This is a genomic window from Pseudomonas sp. FSL W5-0203, from assembly GCF_001896155.1.
Classification (GTDB): Bacteria; Pseudomonadota; Gammaproteobacteria; order Pseudomonadales; family Pseudomonadaceae; genus Aquipseudomonas; species Aquipseudomonas paracarnis.
On the sequence record NZ_MPOR01000007.1, the window covers coordinates 142762 to 160042 of the forward strand.

Genomic DNA, 17281 nt, shown 5'->3' on the forward strand with positions numbered 1-17281 from the left:
GCAGGCCTATGTAAGCACCGCCTACCTGTCTGGCCGAGCCCTAGCATGGAAATTCCGAACCTATACCTCGGGCTATCTCCATCAACCGGTCAGACAGGGAAGCCACTCTATGACCTCACCCGCTGCAAATAACCACACGAACGCCAAACGGCTGGATGAGCGCTCAGCGCTGTTCACCCAACTCTATGTCGGCCCTTCATTCAGGGAGACCGCATCGGCTCTGTTGCGCCAGTCACTTCGGGAACAGTACCCGACGCTGGATATCAACCCGGACATCGCCATGGTCGGCACGCCGACCTGGCGACTGATTGACGACGAGATTGTCGCCGGGCCCACGGAATATCAGGCACTCAGCGACATCCTCGCTCAACAGGCAGTTCTGTCAGTGCCGACCCTGTACATCGAGGGCGAACACTTTCTCACCCAGCAACCGATCGTCGAGCCGACGGTTCACTTGCCCGTGCGTATCTGTGAAATCGCCAAAACCCTCAACCTGCTGGCTCCTGTCATGCTGCGGGCCTTCCAGCAACAGTTGGTCGCCTACTGGAATCAAACCAACGGCAGCGGCCCGCATTGGCACGAGTTGTCGAGCATGTTGCGGGCAGTCTGGAATGTCGAGACCGCAGACGACTGGAGCGCCACCGAGTGCGCCATGGCGCGCACCCTGTTCACCCACCCCGATAAAGCCGACAGGAAGGGCAAAGACCCTTACAACCTCAAGGCCTGCCTGATCGATATCGACCGCGTCGACGCTGACCACGTGACGCACCAGAATGAAGTGGTGATCGCGGTACTGCTCGGCGAACATGAAGGGCAGCGTTCGATCCTCATGTATTCACTGCTCAAGGGCTATGAAAAATTTCCTTCGCTGGAGCACCTGGGCAATTCATTGTCGTTGCACCTGCCAGCCTCTGCTTCGAACCAGGAAATTCATTGGCGGCTGTTCGAGCCTGATGGCGACTTTTTTGATCATCAGGCCTGCGCAATGGTGTCCGTGCTGGTCGAGGCCGTGGGTGCAATCGACTTCTCGGACCTGCGCCAGACCCATAACGCCGATGTCGTCCTCGGCACGCCGCCAGCCATCGCCCCGCTTGCCCCTGAAAAGGGCCCAGGGCTTGCCTGGTATCAGAACCAGTTGCCCGACTGGCTGACGAAGGCGTCCGTCGCCGACCAGAACTTCTTTGCCCGGCACTTGAAGGACCTCGCCGCCCTGCACAACCAGAACGCCGGCCGCTCTTACCTCGACGACGTTCCCTCCATCGAGGCTTACGCGTTGAAGGTGATCAAGGCGCAAATGATCAAGGATCATCCTGCCAGCGCCAACGTTCCCTTGGATAAAATCCGCCTGACGGTGAAAAGCCCGGTCATCTGGGGCACCTTCGTGGTGCCGGGTCAGTTCGAAACCACCTCTTTGAGCGTGGTAGAACTGGCCTTGCAAAACCTGATTGCGCTGCCGACCGGCAATCGATCTGTCGAGATCGATAAGGGGTTCAGCCTGCCTGGATGGATGACCTCAGGCTATTTTGTAGACTTGGTCACCGATGCCGATATCGGCAGTGCCTATCCCGCGTTGATCAAACAAAAACTGCTGGACGACCCGCAGGAGTCATTACGCCGTAAAACCCTCTATAGCCAGCACCTGCGTATCCAACTGCCTATGCAGGCCTTGCAAGCCAAGATTCGCCAGCAAGAAGGCATTGACGAGCGAGGCTACCGCTATGTGGCGGCGGTGTTACAAGACGAGGCCACTGACCGCCAGGTTGACGGGCAAACCATTGTGCTCAGGCCATTGGCGTTTCGGCCCCTGCGGCGCGCGGAAGCGACATTGGACACCGTTGCCAACATGTACGTGATCGGCCCCGAGGACCTGACGGCCGGCCCATGCCTGTTGTATCGACCGATGTTCACACCACCCCTGATGCAGTTCCCGACTCCGGCCAATCTGATCTATGGGATTTCGCAATCGAGCACCCTGCGCGAGTCGGTACTGGCCTGGCTACCGGATGCGGTGCGTAACGACTACGCCAATTACGTATTCCCCGGCGCACTGCCTACGCCTTGGCAGGTGGCCGATTACCTGATCGAGCCTGACAAACTATGGACCATGAGCGGCCCCATGGCGCTGGGTGAACAAGTGCTTAACGGCGACCGATTTTCCACTCTGTTCAAAGCCAACGCCAATGCCTTGATCGAACTGTCGGATCGGCAATCGGTTTCCAATGCCGAAAACCGTTGGGCCACGTTCAAGCAAGCCGGCTGGCTGATATTCAACGCCGTGCTGCCTTTTCTCGGTCGTACCGTGGGCACGGCGGTGTGGATCTGGCAGGTGGTCGATCAACTGCAGAACTTTATCGAGGCCCAGGAGCACGGTGAGCAGCAAGCCGAGTGGTCGGCGCTCACCGATGTCCTGCTCAACCTTGGCATGGCCATCACCCTGCATGTCGCCAGCCGCAGCCACCGTCCAGGCTACCCACGCAAGGCCCAGCCAACCCTGCCGCAGCCGACAAGCGCCACGGACGTCACCGTCAAACAACAGCCGTCCCTGACCCAGGCGTTGGCGTCCAAACATTCACCTCACTTGCACATCAGTGGCGCAATCAAGCGCGCCCCTGGCGAACTTGCCACCCTGCTCGACAGCTTCAAAATCAATAAGCCCGACGGCCTGGGCCCCGCTGAAAGCGCGGCAGGCCAGCACCAGCACCTATTCCGGCATGCACAGCGCTACTACGCCCCCGTGGGGGAGCGCTGGTTTGAGGTGAACACCGATGACGATGAAACAGTGGTCATCATCGACCCCAAGCAACCGGAGCGCACAGGCCCGACGTTGATTCACAACGCCCAGGGCCAATGGTTCATCGACACGCGTCTGCGTCTGCGCGGCGGCGGCCCGAAAAAACAACAGCAAAGGTCCAAATCCGAAGCGGACGTCAAGACAGTGGAAGCCCAGCGGCGATTGTCAGAATTTGAGCGAGACAAGAGCGCCACGCAATTGGAGATACAGGCGGCCCGCGCTGAGATGGAGGACCCCCAGGCCAGCACTTCGGCCGATGCCCGCCGTGAGATCTACCTGCAAAAGCTTGAGGCCCAGCGAAATAACTACGAAACGGCGCTGCAACAACTCAAGGTCTTGAATGTGTTTGCCCCGACTGCGAATTATCAAGAGCAAGTCGTGCGCTACGTCGGCGCCCAGTTGGACCTGACGGAAACCGGTATACGCGAAGCTCAAGTCACGTTCACACCGAAGCTTAAAACCGTGCTGGACCAGATTGAGCGCCAGGCCAGCCATCCCGAGGAGCGTCATATCGAGGACGCCCAAACCTTGACCGAGATGAGCCAGGACATGATCGCACGCCTGAACTACACAGAGTCGCGGTTCGCTCAACTTAGAACGATGGGGCGATCCGGCTTCAAGGCTATCTGCCAACACCGCAAAAGCTTGCCGATTTACACGGCCCGCGACCTCAGGTTCCTGCAAGTGACCCTGGCGCGCAATCTGTGCGTGGACGAAAACAGCATGACCACGGCTCCGGATGCCTGGAACGCCATCGACCGTATTGTCGACAGCGCCAATCTGTCGATTCAGACCTTGCGTGAAACCCTGTTCGAACGCAGCGAGTCGCGTCTGGACGAACGCATCGAAACCGTGGGCAGCCTGGTCGAACAGTTCAATGTCCTTGATGAACGCCTGCAGGACTTTCCAGCGGAATTTACCAACGTTGCACTGACCACCCCCCTTACGCGCCTGCGTGAAAAAATCCGCAGCTTCTACAACGAAACCGTTGGCCACCTGGAGCTGCTGCACAGTGACCGGGACGCCATCAGAAACCGGCCAACTCCGCCGCCGACCCCGCCTAAAGCCAGGAAAAAAGTCATTTATACGCGTTACAACGGTGTGCTGGTCGGTGACCCACGCCTGTCAGCAACAGGCGAGGAAACCGGTCTGGTAGATATCAGATCTCCACTGACTCAGGACATCATGGCGACCTTCCACGAAAAGCCCGCAGGCGTCTGGGTACAGCGCGTAACGCCCGCCGAAACACAACCCAGTGTTGTCGTGGACGTTGCCACCCGCATCAAACAGGCACAGGACCTGTTGGACGCACTGGAGACTTTCAAGCAGCGGACCGCCGAACAAGCGGCCAAGCCGGAGCGCACGGCCATCGGCATAGAAACGTTGTTTCACCAGCACGCATTGGCGCTGGAACAGGCGTCTTCGAATATTAAAGAGGCCCTCACCCAAGGCAACGCAACCGAGAGCCACAAGGACTCGGCTGCGCTTGTGGACAGAAAGCTCAACGAGGCGGCCCAAGCCCTCTACAAGGAGGCTTCACGCTACAAGTCGTTGTTGTTCAAAAAGCATCCACCCACCGTGCATGCTCTGGAATGGCTGCTGAGAAACCAAGAGGTCGTCATCAAGAAAACCGTCACGCGGCGACGGCTCAAAGGCCCGGAGAAGGACTATCTGGACGAGTACACCATCCACAACCGCGAAGACCATAGCGTGCTGTGGTATGCCCACTTTCATTACTCAACCGACTGGGTGCCCGCCAAGGCATTCCTGCGCGCGCGCCTGAAAACCCCGCAGGAGCACGCCCGTGGCGCGGAGTCCGACACCCTCAACGGCCTTGGCGAGAAGCAGAAAACCGCGGTGTATCTCAGTGACATCAATCTAGACCAGGCCCGGCGGTTGTTTTTCACGGTGAAATGACTCCCCCTGAGGCGGGGGCGTTCGCGCCCTCGACTCATGACCGCAGCCAGCCGCAGCGCGACGTATCTACCACCCCTGCGGTAACGTCGCTCGCTACCTTGCGCGTTCCTTAAAGCCCGTACGGGCCATTGAATGCAAAGGAGCTGCGCATGCCCAATGACACTGTCAACAATCACCGTCCACCTACTACCTATGAACTGCTGACCCAGTTAACCAGTGGCCCCACTATCCGCGAAGTGGCCGCAACGGCATTGCGCTCAGCTATCAAGGCGCTATATCCCACGCTGGATATCGAACCCGACCTGGCCATGGTCGTCAGCCCTCAATGGGTGGTGGTCGGCAACGACGTCGTGCGTGCGCCGGCCACTGTCGAATCGCTCACCTCAGTGCTGGCCCGCCAGGCACTGTCCAGCGAGAGAGTGACCTATATCGACGGCCAACATTTCCTCACCTTGCAGCCGTACGCTCTGATTCCTGTGCATCTGGCAGTGAAAATCGATGCCATCGCACGCCTGATCAACGAGCTATCCGACCTGCTGTTCACTGCATTCCAGGAACAGCAACTGGACTTCTGGAACGCGTCCAATGGCACCACCGGTCCGCGCTGGCAATCCTTATCCAGCACACTGAGGAAGGTGTGGAACATCACCGAAGAGCAAGGCCTGAGTGAGCACGAAAGCGCGATGGCACGTGCATTTTTCCAGGAACCCGACCTGGCCAGACGCTCGCTGAAAGACCCTTACAAGACCCACGCGTACCTGGTCGACGTGGACATTCTTGAAGCCGGCCGGTCCACCCATGCCAGCTTCCTGGATATCACCGTATTGGTGGGCGAGCACGCCAATCGCCCGATGATCCTGACGCACTCGTTGGTGAGCGGGTATGAAACGTTCGAGTCACTGGCACAATTGGGTGCCGCGCTGCCTGCGCGAATGAGTGCGCCCGCCAGCGACGCCACCTTGCAATGGCGCTTGTATGAACCCGACGGCAACTTCTTCGATACGCTGGCCTGCAATCTGATCTCGTTGCAAATCTACGCCATAGGCAGTTATGGCGAATCCGGCCTGGGTAACCTGGCCGAAGCAAAGGTGCCCGCGACCACGGTTGCCCGCATCGTGCCCAGTATCGAAGAAATGAGCGATCACCAGCTGTCGAATATCCGCGATATTCACCGACAACTTCCAGACTGGCTGGCTTCGGCAACGGACTCCGATATCGCCGCCTACGGCCGCTATATGATCAACCTGGCCCAACTGCACAGCCATTATCACGGCGAAACGTTTCATGACGGCATTCCAGCCATTCGTGACTACGCCCGGACACAGCTGCAAAACCTTATCCGCTCCCCCCAAGCGGGGGCGCGCCTGAACCTGGATAACATCGAAATCGTTATCGAGAGCCCAGTGCTGTGGGGCACGTTTATCGTCCCCGGAGCCGTGGACACCACACGACGCAGCCTGATCGACCTAGCCTTGGAAAACCTCACCGGCCTGCCCACCGGCAACGTGACAGTGCACTACAACGGCAGGGGCGGTGACGCCCCCGCATGGCTGACCTACAGCTACCTGAAAGACGTGATCGAGGACATCGACATCGGTCAGCGCTACCCCGCGCTGGTCAAACAGCAACTGCTCGATGACCCCACCCAGTCGAGTCACCGCCAACAGCTCTACATCCGCCACCTGCAGATTCAACTGCCGTTGCTGGCCCTGCAGATGAAAATCCGCAGCCAGGGCGGCTTCGATGAGCTGGGTTATCGCTACGTCGCCGCCGTCATGCATCCCGATGAACATGCGCGCCGTGTCGACGGGCACCCCATTGTCATCCGCCGCCTGGCCTTCGTGCCCAGTCTGCGCCCCGGGCCTGAGCAAGACGTGGTCACCAATATGTTCGTGATTGGCCCGAAGCATTCCGGCAACGGTCCCTGCGTACTCTATCGGCCATTGCTGGAGCCGGCCCTGATGCAATTTGCGTCGCGGCAAAACCTGCTCTATGCCATCAAACATGAGCGCTCCTTGCGCGAGTCGGTGTTGGCCTGGCTACCTGAACCGCAAAGATTCAACTACGCCCAATACGTTTTCCCCGACACCCTTCCTTCGCCCTGGACCGTGGTGCGCGCACTGGTCGAACCGCTCACCGTGCTGTACATGAGTGGCCCGATGACGTTGAGCGATGAAGAAATGGGCAATGACATTTTTGCCACGCTGTTCAAGGCCAACGCCAATGCCATGGTCGAGTTGGCGACACGCCAGTCGGTGTCCAACGTACAGAAACGCTGGGCGACCTTTCGACAGGCCGGCTGGCAAATTTTCCACGCCGCCCTGCCCTTCCTGGGCCGCACCCTTGGCATCGCCGCTTGGGTCTGGCAAATCATGGACGACCTGCAGGCCGCTGAGGAGGCCGTGAACAAGAGTGACCAGCCCGCCTCCTGGACAGCGTTGGTGGATGTCTTCCTCAACCTCGGCATGGCCCTAACGCTGCACATCGCCCTGCGCCACCCTCGAGCGTCCAAGCGATCCGCTTCCCCCAGGGTCGGCACTGAACCCACGAAAACGACGATTGAAACGGTAGGCAGGCCGTCCGTTACCGAGAAGACATTTACTTCAGTCCAACAGGCCACTATTTCCGACAGCCAACTTTCAGCCAAGCATCAAGGCCCCGTGCACACTCGCGGAGCCCTCAGTCACAGCCGCCTCGGACTGGCCAAGACGCTCGACAGCTTCAAGGTCGCCAAGCCCGAAAAACTCGGTGAACAAAATAAAAACCCCGGTCACCATCTCAATCTCTATCCGCTTGCAGATAAGTGGTACGCACCGGTCAGCGAGCGTTGGTTCGAGGTCACGGTGGATGACAACGACAGCGTCGTCATCATCGACCCGAAGGAACCTTCGCGTACCGGCCCACCGCTGATCGGCAACCTCGCGGGGCAATGGTTTGTCGATGTCCGTTTGCGGCTACGCGGCGGCGGTCTTCGAAACCGGCGGCGTGCGGTCAAGATCGATCAGCCGGCGCGCATTGCGGCACTTATGACTCAACTCAACGCCTTCGACGCGGTCGCCGCCCGCCAACAGCTGGACGTGCTTGAGGCAAAGCCTGCGCTGGACGCTGCCCCTGGCCCGTCCACGGACCTGCGACGTACAACGTTCATCGGTAAAGTCGACAGCCGGCTGGCGGCGTATGACGAAGCGATCAGCCAACTGAAGTCCTTGAGCATCATCGACACGGTGCCCACCTACCAGAGCACTATGAGCGGTTACCTGAAACAGCAATTGCAACTGACTCAGATCGCTTTGGAGCAACAAGTGGTGAGTTATAGGGAGGCCCTGAAGTCGTCGTCCCCAATCCTCGACGCCGAGGTGGACATCGACTATAAAAACCAGGCTCGCAGCGCCCAAGACCTGTCCACCCTGAACCAGGCAATCATCAAGCGCCTGCAGTTCATCAACGACCGTTTCAACGATCTCAGAGCATTGGGAGATGAGGGTGCAGCCGTCATTCGTAAAACCATCGGGGAGTTGCCACAGCTGACCCTCACTGAACTCAAATCCCTGGAGATCATCCTGGGCCGCTACTTGTGTATCGATGAAGAGCAACGCCAGATCCCCGCCACGCTGCGCGAGCGGATGGGCCAGATCGTCGATAGCGCCGAACTGAACGTCGAGAGTTTCAATGAGATTGTGGAACGCGGTAATGGCGCATCACTGGATGAGCGCATCGATGTACTCAACAGCCTGGTAGAGCAATTTTCCAGTGCCGACCAGCGCCTGCTCGATCTTCACGCCGATTACCCACAACACTTGCACAAAAGCCGCCTGGAAAGTTTCCGCCAACAGATTGGCGAGTTCAGCCAAAGGGCCGTGCACGACCTGGCGCAATTGCTGCGAACGAAGAAAGCCCTGGAGCCCAAGCCCGGCAGCTCGAAGACCGAGCCCCGCCCGCGGCGCAAAGTAATCAAAACACGCCATCACGGCTTGGTAATGGGTGAACCGCGTGAAACCGACAGTTCCCTGGTAGACGTCAGGGCCGGCATGACCGGCAAGGTGATCGCCACATTCCATGAAAAGTCGCCAGGGGTGTGGGTCACACGGCACAAAACTGCGCTGCACCCACCCGTGCCTGTTTCGGTGGACCTGGACACCAGCATCAACGCTGGGCAAACGCTATTGGAGGGCGAACACGCCGAAATTCGCAAATACAAGGGTTTCTCAACAAAGCCCTGGCATGCTCCGCAAGACATTCAAGATATGTTCGATGACTATGCGAAGACGCTGGAAGACGCGTCGAAGAACATCGAAGAAGCGCTGACCCAGCGCAATCTCACAGAAAGCGAACATACCTCCGCTGCTGTGACCAATCGTCATCTCAAAGACGCGGCACAACGTTTCTATCGGCAGGGCAAAGAAACCTACATCGACATGATCAAGCGCCAGCCCCCAACCGCGGAACGGGTGAACTGGCTGCACAGCCAGGGGCTGATCACCATCGTCAAGGTCATCACTCGGCGTGCCCTCAAGGGGCCCAGAAAGGACTTTCTGGACGAGTACGAGATTCGCGATAACGAGAATGGCACGGCGCTGTGGTACGCGCACTTTCACTATGAAACCAAGAACGCTGCATTGGAGAATTTCACCAAGGATCATCTCAAGACCCGCGAACAACATCGGCTCGGCGGCGCCCACCAACGTACCGGGCCCAGTGACTGGGACATCATAGAAATCCACCGCCGCAGTATCGGTGAGCAACTGGCCAAGTCGCTGTTCTTCAAGAACTGATCGGCTACGCCTTCCACGCTTGACGCAAACGCGCCAGCGCCTGCGCAATGGCCGCCTCCGGCACGGCGGCAAACCCCATCACCAGGCCAGCATGCTGGTCCGGTGGCGGGCGTGTGCCAGCCAGCCAATAGCTGCTCAAACCATTGATCTCGACATCCACTGCACGGGCCTGAGCGAGCAACGCCTGCTCCCGGGCCAGGCTGTCCACCCGCACCGTGATGTGCAAACCCGCCGCGGCATTTGGCAACGCGCCGACCCCGGGCAACCCGGTGGGCCATCCGGCCAACAACGCATTGCGCCGGCTGAGCGCGGCACGACGCATCCGACGAATGTGGCGCTGGAAGTGCCCCGCCGCCATGAACTCGGCCATCACCGCCTGGGTGCTGACTTCGGAGTGACGCACGTCCACGGCGCGGCGCCGGGTGAAGGCTTGCACCAGGCTTGGTGGCAACACCAGGTAACCCAGGCGCAACGCCGGGAACGCCACCTTGCCGAAGGTGCCCACATACAGCACGCGGCCACTGCGATCCAGCGCGGCCAACGGTGACAGCGGCGCGCCGCTGTAGCGGTACTCGCCGTCGTAATCGTCTTCCACGATCCAACCGCCTGAACGTTCGGCCCAGGCCAGCAATTCCAGGCGCCGAGCCAGGCTCATCACCACGCCCAGCGGGTACTGATGGGAAGGCGTGACATACGCCACGCGGCAATCATTGAGGGTACTGAGCACCTGGCAATCCATGCCCTCGCCGTCGACCGGCACGCCATGCAGTCGCCCGCCGGCCAAAGCGAATGCATGGCCGGCCGCGCGATAGCCAGGGTTTTCCACCGCCACGCCATCCCCAGGCTCCACCAGCAACTGTGCACAAAGGCTAATGGCCTGCTGTGCGCCGCTGGTGATCACAATTTGTTCAGCCGTGCATTGCATGCCGCGCGAGCTGCGCAGGTACGCGGCGATCAAACCGCGCAGGCGACCGTCACCGGCCGGGTCGCCATAGCACAGCTGTTCCAGGTCGGGTTTGCGCCAGAACGCCCCATTCAGCTTGGCCCATACCTCAAACGGGAACAGATCGAAGGCGGGTACGCCCACGCGAAATGCCCGGGGCGGTCCCAACGGCGGCTGAGGCAGATGATGGTCTTTTACCCGTGCCAAACCGGCGCTGTGGATAACTTCGTCATCTAAATCCTCGGGCAAATTCGCCCATTTTGTGGATAAGCCTGGGGATAAGCCTGTTGACAACCCTGTGGATACTTTTGTGGATAGTTTTTCGGCCATCGGCAATTGGGCAACATAGGTGCCATCACCGACCCGGCTTTCGATAAACCCCTCCGCGTACAGCTGATCGTAGGCGCGCACCACGCTGTTGCGGGAAATCGACAAGGCCGCCGCCAGATCACGGGTAGCGGGCAGCCGCGTGCCACTGACCAATCGCCCATCCAATACCCGCTGGCGCAGGGCCTCATACAGCTGGCGCGTGAGGCCCTGGCGGCGGTCCAGCTCGATACCGGCGGGGTTGAAGGACAACGGTGGCGAAACAGGCGGCATATTGGACCTATAAAAATAGCGCTAGATGGCTCTTACAACGAACCAATAGCCTGCCTAGGATGCAGGCATTCGCCAAGGAAAATCTCCATGTACACACCCCGCGCCTTTGCTCTCGATGACTTGCCCGAAATCCAGCAACTGATCCAGCACACCCGTCTGGCGCAGTTGGTAACCGTGGGTGAAAACGGCCTGCAAGCCAGCCACTTGCCCTTGCTGCTCAACCCCGATGAAGGGCCCAATGGCACGCTGTACGGTCACTTGGCCAAAGCCAACCCGCAATGGCGCGAGCTGCAAAATGGCGGTGAAGCGCTGGTGATCTTCGCCGGTGCCGACGCCTATATCAGCCCGGCGTTTTACCCCGCCAAGGCCGAGCACGGCAAAGTGGTCCCGACCTGGAACTACATCGCCGTGCACGCCTATGGCACGCCTGCGGTATTCAGCGACGCCGAGCGCTTGCTCAAGGTGGTCACCGCCCTCACCGACCGCCATGAAAGCGGCCGCGCCCAACCCTGGCGTGTCAGCGACGCACCGGCGGACTACATTGACGGCATGCTCAAGGCCATCGTCGGCTTTGCCCTGCCGATCGAGCGCCTGGTGGGCAAACGCAAGCTCAGCCAGAACCGCAGCGCCGCCGACATGGCCGGTGTGCGTGACGGCCTGGCCGCCAGTGCCGATGTACGTGACCAGACCCTCGCCCGCTTTATTCCCCAAGGAGTTTCAGAATGAGCTTGATCGACATTCGCCAGGTTACAGCCGCCGACCAAGCCGCCTGGCTGCCGCTGTGGCAGGCCTACTTGGCGTTCTACAACACCGAACTGCCGGACGCCGTCAGCCAAAGCACCTGGCAACGCCTGATCGACCCCCGCGAGCCGACCCATTCGGCACTGGCCTGGCAGGACGGCAAGGCGGTGGGCATGGTCAACTTCATCTACCATCGCTCCAACTGGAGCATCGAGAACTCCTGCTACCTGCAGGATTTGCTGGTGGACCCGACCCAACGTGGCACGGGCGTAGGTCGCAAGCTGATCGAATTCGTCTACGCCACCGCCAAGGCCGATGGCTGCTGCAAAGTGCACTGGTTGACCCACGAGACCAACGCCACCGCGATCCAACTCTACGAGCGCATCGCCGAACGCCCAGGCTTCATCCAATTTCGCAAAGGTCTTTAAGGAGCACAGCATGATCACTTCCCTCGCTGATTGGAAAGGCGTCCCGGCGCCGACAGCGCAACTGCTTGAAGGGCGTTTTATCCACTTGGAAAAGCTCGACCCGGCGCGCCATGCCGATCAACTGTGGCAAGCCCTTGAAGGCCCAGGGGCCGACCCGAAGCTGTGGGATTACTTGCCCTACGGCCCGTTCACCGAGCGCAGTGCCTTCGACGCCTGGTTGAACAACCACGCCGCCCACAGCGACCCGTACTTTTTCAGCGTGATCGACCGCGCAACGGGCCAGGTTCAGGGCATCCTCAGCCTGATGTCCATCGTCCCGGCGCAAGGCCGTATCGAAATCGGCCACGTCACCTTCGGCGCACCGATGCAGCGCTCGCCGAAAAGCACCGAAGCGGTGTACCTGCTGGCCAAATATGCGTTCGAGCAGGGCTACCGTCGGCTGGAGTGGAAGTGCAACAACGGCAACGCGCGGTCCAAGTACGCAGCCGAGCGCTTGGGGTTCAGTTTTGAAGGGGTGTTCCGCCAGCACATGGTGGTCAAAGGGCAGAACCGCGATACGGCGTGGTATTCGATCCTGGATTCGGAATGGCCGAAGGTCGGTGCCGGGTTTGAGGCGTGGTTGTCGCAGGCGAACCAGAGTGGGTCGGGCCAGTTGAAGACACTCACAGAGTGTCGGGGTTAATACTCACATGTGTGGGAGCTGGCTTGCCTGCGATACAGACACCTCGGTGTATCAGGCAAAACCAGTTGATGCCATCGCAGGCAAGCCAGCTCCCACAGGTTTGACTAGCGGTGAATCAGTCGGTCAGGCGCTGCGCCAGCACCGCAATATGCTCCGGTCCGATGCCGCAGCATCCACCCAGATGGCTAGCGCCGCGCGCTTGCCAATCGGCCGCCCATTGCAAGTAGCCGGGTGGGTCGAGGTCATCGCGCAACGGGTCCAGGCCATCGTTGGCCGTGGCTTCCTTGGGTTGCGGCGGGAAAGCGTTGGCGTAGGCGCCGATCTGAATCGCTACACCCAAACGGTCGAAGGTCTGGCGGGCAGCGTCAATCGCCGCGCCGATCACTTCCGGCTGGCTGCAGTTGAACAGCAATACCTGCACCCCCAGTTGCGCCGCCGCCTCGGCTGCGTCCGCCACCGGTTCGCCGGAGCGCAGGCGCGGCACCTCGTCGGTGTCTTCGTCTTTCAAGGTAAACGACAGCCAGAACGGCTTGCCATCCTTAGGCAGCCCGGCATGGATCGCCCGTGCTTCAGCGATTGAGCTCTGGGTTTCCGCCAGCCACAGATCGACATGCGGGGCCAGGCCGTTCACCAAGGGGGTGAGCAACTCACTGACGCGCTCGGCCTGGAACAGATCTGGGCGATAAGAGCCAAATAGCGGCGGCAGTGAGCCGGCTACCTGCACGGCTTTACCGGAGGCCTGCACCGCCCGTCGCGCCAACTCACCGGCCAGGGCGGCGAGCGCCTGCCCTTCTTGGGCGAACCGCGCTTCGCCGATATGGAACGGCACCACCGCGTAACTGTTGCTGGTGATCACATTGGCGCCGCTGTCGATGTAGGCCGCGTGCACCGCCTCCACCGCTTGCGGCGCTTCGCTCAAGGCCAGTGCCGACCATTCCGGCTGACGGAACGGCGCCCCACGGCGTTGCAGTTCACGGCCCATGCCACCATCGAGAATTACTGTGCTTACTGCGCCCATATGCTTTTTACTCATATGCTTATGAAAATAACTCACTATGAGAGTCGTTCTTATAACTATTTAATGCGTACCGTTCGGTTAATAACAACCTCTTTTTTATTCAGGTGTTCGATTTTGAAATTCAGACCGCTGTTGGCCCTGGGCCTGACGATGTTGGCTGCTTCAACCCAAGCCTTTGGCGGTGCCACGTTGGATCGTGTCGAGCAGAAAAAAGAACTGGTCGGCGTGCTGATGGAAAGCTATCCACCGTTTTCATTTCTCAATGACCAGAACCAGCTCGACGGTTTCGACGTGGACGTGGCCAAGGCCGTGGCACAAAAACTGGGCGTGAAGTTGCGCCTGGAAACTCCGTCCTGGGACGTGATCGCCGCCGGCCGCTGGAGCGGGCGCTACGACATCTGCATCTGTTCCATGACCCCAAGCAAGGCACGCGCCGAGGTGTTCGACTTCCCGGTGGAGTACTACGCCTCGCCCGCCGTGATTGTGGTCAATGCCAAGGACGACCGCATCCACGACGCCCGGGACCTGAGCGGCAAGAAAGTCGGCCTCACTAGCGCCTCTAGCTACGAAAGCTACCTGAACAAGAACCTGGTGATCGAAGGCGCCGAAGACACGCAGTTGCAGTACCCGTTCGAGGAGGTGCAGATCGCCCCGTACGACACCGACAACGTGGCGTTTCAGGATCTGGGCCTGGGCGCTGGCGTGCGCCTGGATGCGATCCTCACCAACCTGGTCACCGCGCAGCCGCGCCTGACCCAGGACAAGCGTTTCAAGCTCGCCGGTGCGCCGCTGTACTCGGAGCCCAACTCGGTGGCCATCGAGAAAGGCGACCCGCAGTGGGACAGCAAAGTGCGTGAGGTCTTCGCCCAGCTCAAGCAGGACGGAACCTTGAGCGCGCTGTCGCAAAAATGGATCGGCGCCGATATCAGCCGATGAGTTTTCGCCTACGGCTTTACCTGACCTGGGCGGCGCTGTTCGCGCTGTTTGCGAGTTTCTTCCTGAGCTTTGACCTGAAGTTCTCGATCATCCTCAACAAGCTGCCCAACCTGGTCGGCCTGCACCTTGCGCCCAACGGCTTCCTGCAAGGCGCGGCGCTGACACTGTTCTTGTGCCTGTGCGCCATTGTCGCGTCGTCGGTGCTGGGCTTTATCACCGCGTTGGGGCGCCTGTCCAAAAGTGCCGTGGCGTTCGGCATCGCCAGTTTCTACGCCTCGTTCTTTCGCGGCACGCCGCTGCTGATCCAGATCCTGTTGATCTACCTGGGCCTGCCGCAATTGGGGCTGGTGCCAGGCGCCATCGTCGCCGGGATCATCGCGTTGTCACTGAATTACGGCGCCTACCTGAGCGAGATTTTCCGCGCCGGCATCCTCGGCGTGCCCCACGGCCAACGCGAGGCCGCGCTGGCCCTGGGCATGCGCGACAGGGCGATCTTCTGGCACGTGACCCTGCCCCAGGCCATGCGCACCATCATCCCGCCGGCCACCAACCAGTTCATCTCGATGCTCAAGGACTCCTCCCTGATCTCGGTGATGGGCGTGTGGGAAGTGATGTTTCTGGCGCAGTCCTATGGCCGCTCAAGCTACCGCTATATCGAGATGCTCACGACGGCGGCGATCATTTATTGGGTGATGTCCCTGGGGCTCGAATTGATCCAGGCGCGGATGGAGCGGCATTTCGGCAAGGGCTACGTGCGGCGCGGTTGACGGTCAGGGCCTGTTGCGCCGCACCTTGACCACGCCCATCTGCAAACCGAAGGGCCGAAACACGGCATTCAGCGATTTCAGGGTTGGGTTGCCATCGCCATGTTCGATATGCACCAGGGTACGCACCGAAATTTTGCACATTCTGGCGAACTGGCTTTGGTGCAGGCCGGTCACTTCGATGCGCAGGCGGCGTACGGCGGAGCCCAGCTCAAGCGAGCCACCGGCCAAGCCTTGTTCGACGCTGTCGATCAACAACGCACGAGCATCCATGCTAATCGTCATCTCAACCCCCACTGCCTGAGACGCAGGTCCAGTTTCCCTAATGGGATGCTTGGGTGATTCAAGGTCACAGCGGGCACGCCACTGGCCACCAGAAGATCCGGTAATGCACGCAGGTGCTCGGCTGTTTGTCGCAGGCGTTCAAAGCTTTGCTCGGGGTCGACGAGGTCGGCCAGAGCCTCGCATACCGCTCGCCAATTGATATCCCCGGCGATTTCCAAGGGTTTGGGCCATTTGGTGGTTCGAGTGACGGCTTCAGCGTCCATTACCATGGGTGCCAAATCATAAATGGGGGCCAGGCGCAGCGCCTTGGGCTCGCGGATGATCGATGTATTGCGGCCGTGGTTATCCGAATTACCCAGCACTTTATTCAGCAAATCCCGGCGCAGGTACTCTGCGACCAGATCTGCGACGTGGTCCTCTTGTCCCACTGCTCGCCATTGATCGACCAACAGCCTCACCACCTCCAGATGATCCATGTAGCTGCCAGGGGTGGTCACACCGGCCAAGGAATAGATCGACTCGACGGCCAGCCGTTCAACACCGCCCTCACCCAGCCTGCGATCAAAACGATGCATCCACAGGCTGGGTTTTGTCGCCTCTTCCAGCGCCAGCCCTTGGGTGGCGACCGTTTCGATGCCAAGAGACTCAAGCGCCCGGTAATAGTGGTACTCACTTCGCAGGATATCTTGATCAGTCTGCGTAGCCTGGTTGCGCGCGAACTTGATGAACCAGTGCTGAGCGACGTCAGCGTCATTCAGGATCGCGTCTGGATACAGCAAGCCATCTACGCCTTGGGTCATCAACAATTTCGGTGCCTCGCCCCCTGCTCCGGTAGCACCGCCGATGGCAGCACCTTGTTCATAGGCATATTCCAGGAAACGGCTATCGCGACTGACGACCTCATGTCGTGCAAACCCCATCGGGGTTTCACCGCCCAGGGCTTGGATGGACTCCTTGATCCGCATGTTGCCAATCGGCGCCGACGTACTGCGCCCCAGCAAGAACAAGTCGTCATCGATGGCCTGGGGTTTCTCACGACCAAGACGCTGCATCAAAAAGCGCTTGGCCGCGCCGGCTGGCGCGATATCGTGCAAAAAAGCGGGGGCTGACTTGAGCACCGTAACGTCCCAATCCAGCGGGAACCGGGCACTGGCCGCGTAGCAAAAAGGCTGCTGGATCTCTTCGAGGTGATCGGCCAGATAATCCTGGCGGTAATGAAACCTGCAGGGCCCGACAAAACCCCGTTGCGGTTCAGGAAATTCAAGCCGCATAGCATCATGCCAGTGCCCGGCGGTGAAAATTTGCAGCGTCAAAGAGTAAGCGGTGTCTTTCTGCAATTTAGTGCACCAGCTAAGCAGTGATGAGAGCAACACATGCAATATAGTGCATTTTTCACTCATAGAG

At 59.9% G+C, this 17281-nt stretch carries 11 protein-coding genes; 7 read left to right on the forward strand and 4 right to left on the reverse strand.

Annotation, left to right across the window (positions count from 1 at the left end):
• Positions 1-109 precede the first annotated feature (109 nt).
• Both BOP96_RS09325 and BOP96_RS09330 read left to right on the forward strand, forming a co-directional pair.
• Positions 110-4708, forward strand: coding sequence for a dermonecrotic toxin domain-containing protein (locus BOP96_RS09325; protein WP_073452522.1), 4599 nt, complete (start codon positions 110-112; stop codon positions 4706-4708).
• Between the two features lie 149 nt (positions 4709-4857).
• Positions 4858-9480 carry a dermonecrotic toxin domain-containing protein gene (locus BOP96_RS09330; RefSeq protein ID WP_073452524.1) on the forward strand — a complete coding sequence of 1541 codons (4623 nt, stop codon included), beginning with the start codon at positions 4858-4860 and terminating at the stop codon, positions 9478-9480.
• 4 nt (positions 9481-9484) lie between these two features.
• On the opposite strand, the gene pdxR is transcribed toward BOP96_RS09330, so the two are convergent.
• Positions 9485-11023 carry a MocR-like pyridoxine biosynthesis transcription factor PdxR gene (pdxR, locus tag BOP96_RS09335; protein WP_073452526.1) on the reverse strand — a complete coding sequence of 513 codons (1539 nt, stop codon included), beginning with the start codon at positions 11021-11023 and terminating at the stop codon, positions 9485-9487.
• An 87-nt stretch (positions 11024-11110) separates the two neighbouring features.
• Here pdxR and BOP96_RS09340 point away from each other — a divergent pair, with 87 nt between their 5' ends.
• The 3 genes from BOP96_RS09340 to BOP96_RS09350 are packed head-to-tail and all read left to right on the forward strand — an operon-like array spanning position 11111 to position 12874.
• Complete coding sequence (locus tag BOP96_RS09340) at positions 11111-11749, forward strand: FMN-binding negative transcriptional regulator (protein ID WP_019818148.1); 639 nt, start codon at positions 11111-11113, stop codon at positions 11747-11749.
• On the forward strand, positions 11746-12192 hold the full coding sequence (locus BOP96_RS09345) for a GNAT family N-acetyltransferase (RefSeq protein ID WP_014720543.1): 447 nt from the start codon (positions 11746-11748) through the stop codon (positions 12190-12192). The genes BOP96_RS09340 and BOP96_RS09345 overlap by 4 nt, the downstream gene beginning before the upstream one ends.
• 10 nt (positions 12193-12202) lie before the next feature.
• Positions 12203-12874 (forward strand): GNAT family N-acetyltransferase, encoded by a 672-nt coding sequence (locus tag BOP96_RS09350; protein WP_014720544.1) that lies wholly within the window; start codon positions 12203-12205, stop codon positions 12872-12874.
• 115 nt (positions 12875-12989) lie between these two features.
• On the opposite strand, the gene BOP96_RS09355 is transcribed toward BOP96_RS09350, so the two are convergent.
• Positions 12990-13892: a homocysteine S-methyltransferase family protein gene (locus BOP96_RS09355; RefSeq protein WP_014720545.1), complete on the reverse strand. Its 903-nt coding sequence runs from the start codon at positions 13890-13892 to the stop codon at positions 12990-12992.
• 114 nt (positions 13893-14006) lie between these two features.
• On the opposite strand from BOP96_RS09355, the gene BOP96_RS09360 reads away from it, so the two are divergent.
• Both BOP96_RS09360 and BOP96_RS09365 read left to right on the forward strand, forming a co-directional pair.
• Entirely contained in the window at positions 14007-14828 is an 822-nt protein-coding gene (locus tag BOP96_RS09360) for an ABC transporter substrate-binding protein (protein ID WP_014720546.1), read from the forward strand.
• Positions 14825-15595, forward strand: a complete 771-nt coding sequence (locus BOP96_RS09365; protein ID WP_073452529.1) for an amino acid ABC transporter permease — start codon at positions 14825-14827, stop codon at positions 15593-15595. The genes BOP96_RS09360 and BOP96_RS09365 overlap by 4 nt, the downstream gene beginning before the upstream one ends.
• 3 nt (positions 15596-15598) lie before the next feature.
• On the opposite strand, the gene BOP96_RS09370 is transcribed toward BOP96_RS09365, so the two are convergent.
• Both BOP96_RS09370 and BOP96_RS09375 read right to left on the reverse strand, forming a co-directional pair.
• On the reverse strand, positions 15599-15877 hold the full coding sequence (locus tag BOP96_RS09370; RefSeq protein ID WP_014720548.1) for a helix-turn-helix domain-containing protein: 279 nt from the start codon (positions 15875-15877) through the stop codon (positions 15599-15601).
• Positions 15874-17214, reverse strand: a complete 1341-nt coding sequence (locus BOP96_RS09375) for a type II toxin-antitoxin system HipA family toxin (RefSeq protein ID WP_038452025.1) — start codon at positions 17212-17214, stop codon at positions 15874-15876. Before BOP96_RS09375 ends, BOP96_RS09370 begins: the two co-directional genes overlap by 4 nt.
• Positions 17215-17281 lie beyond the last annotated feature (67 nt).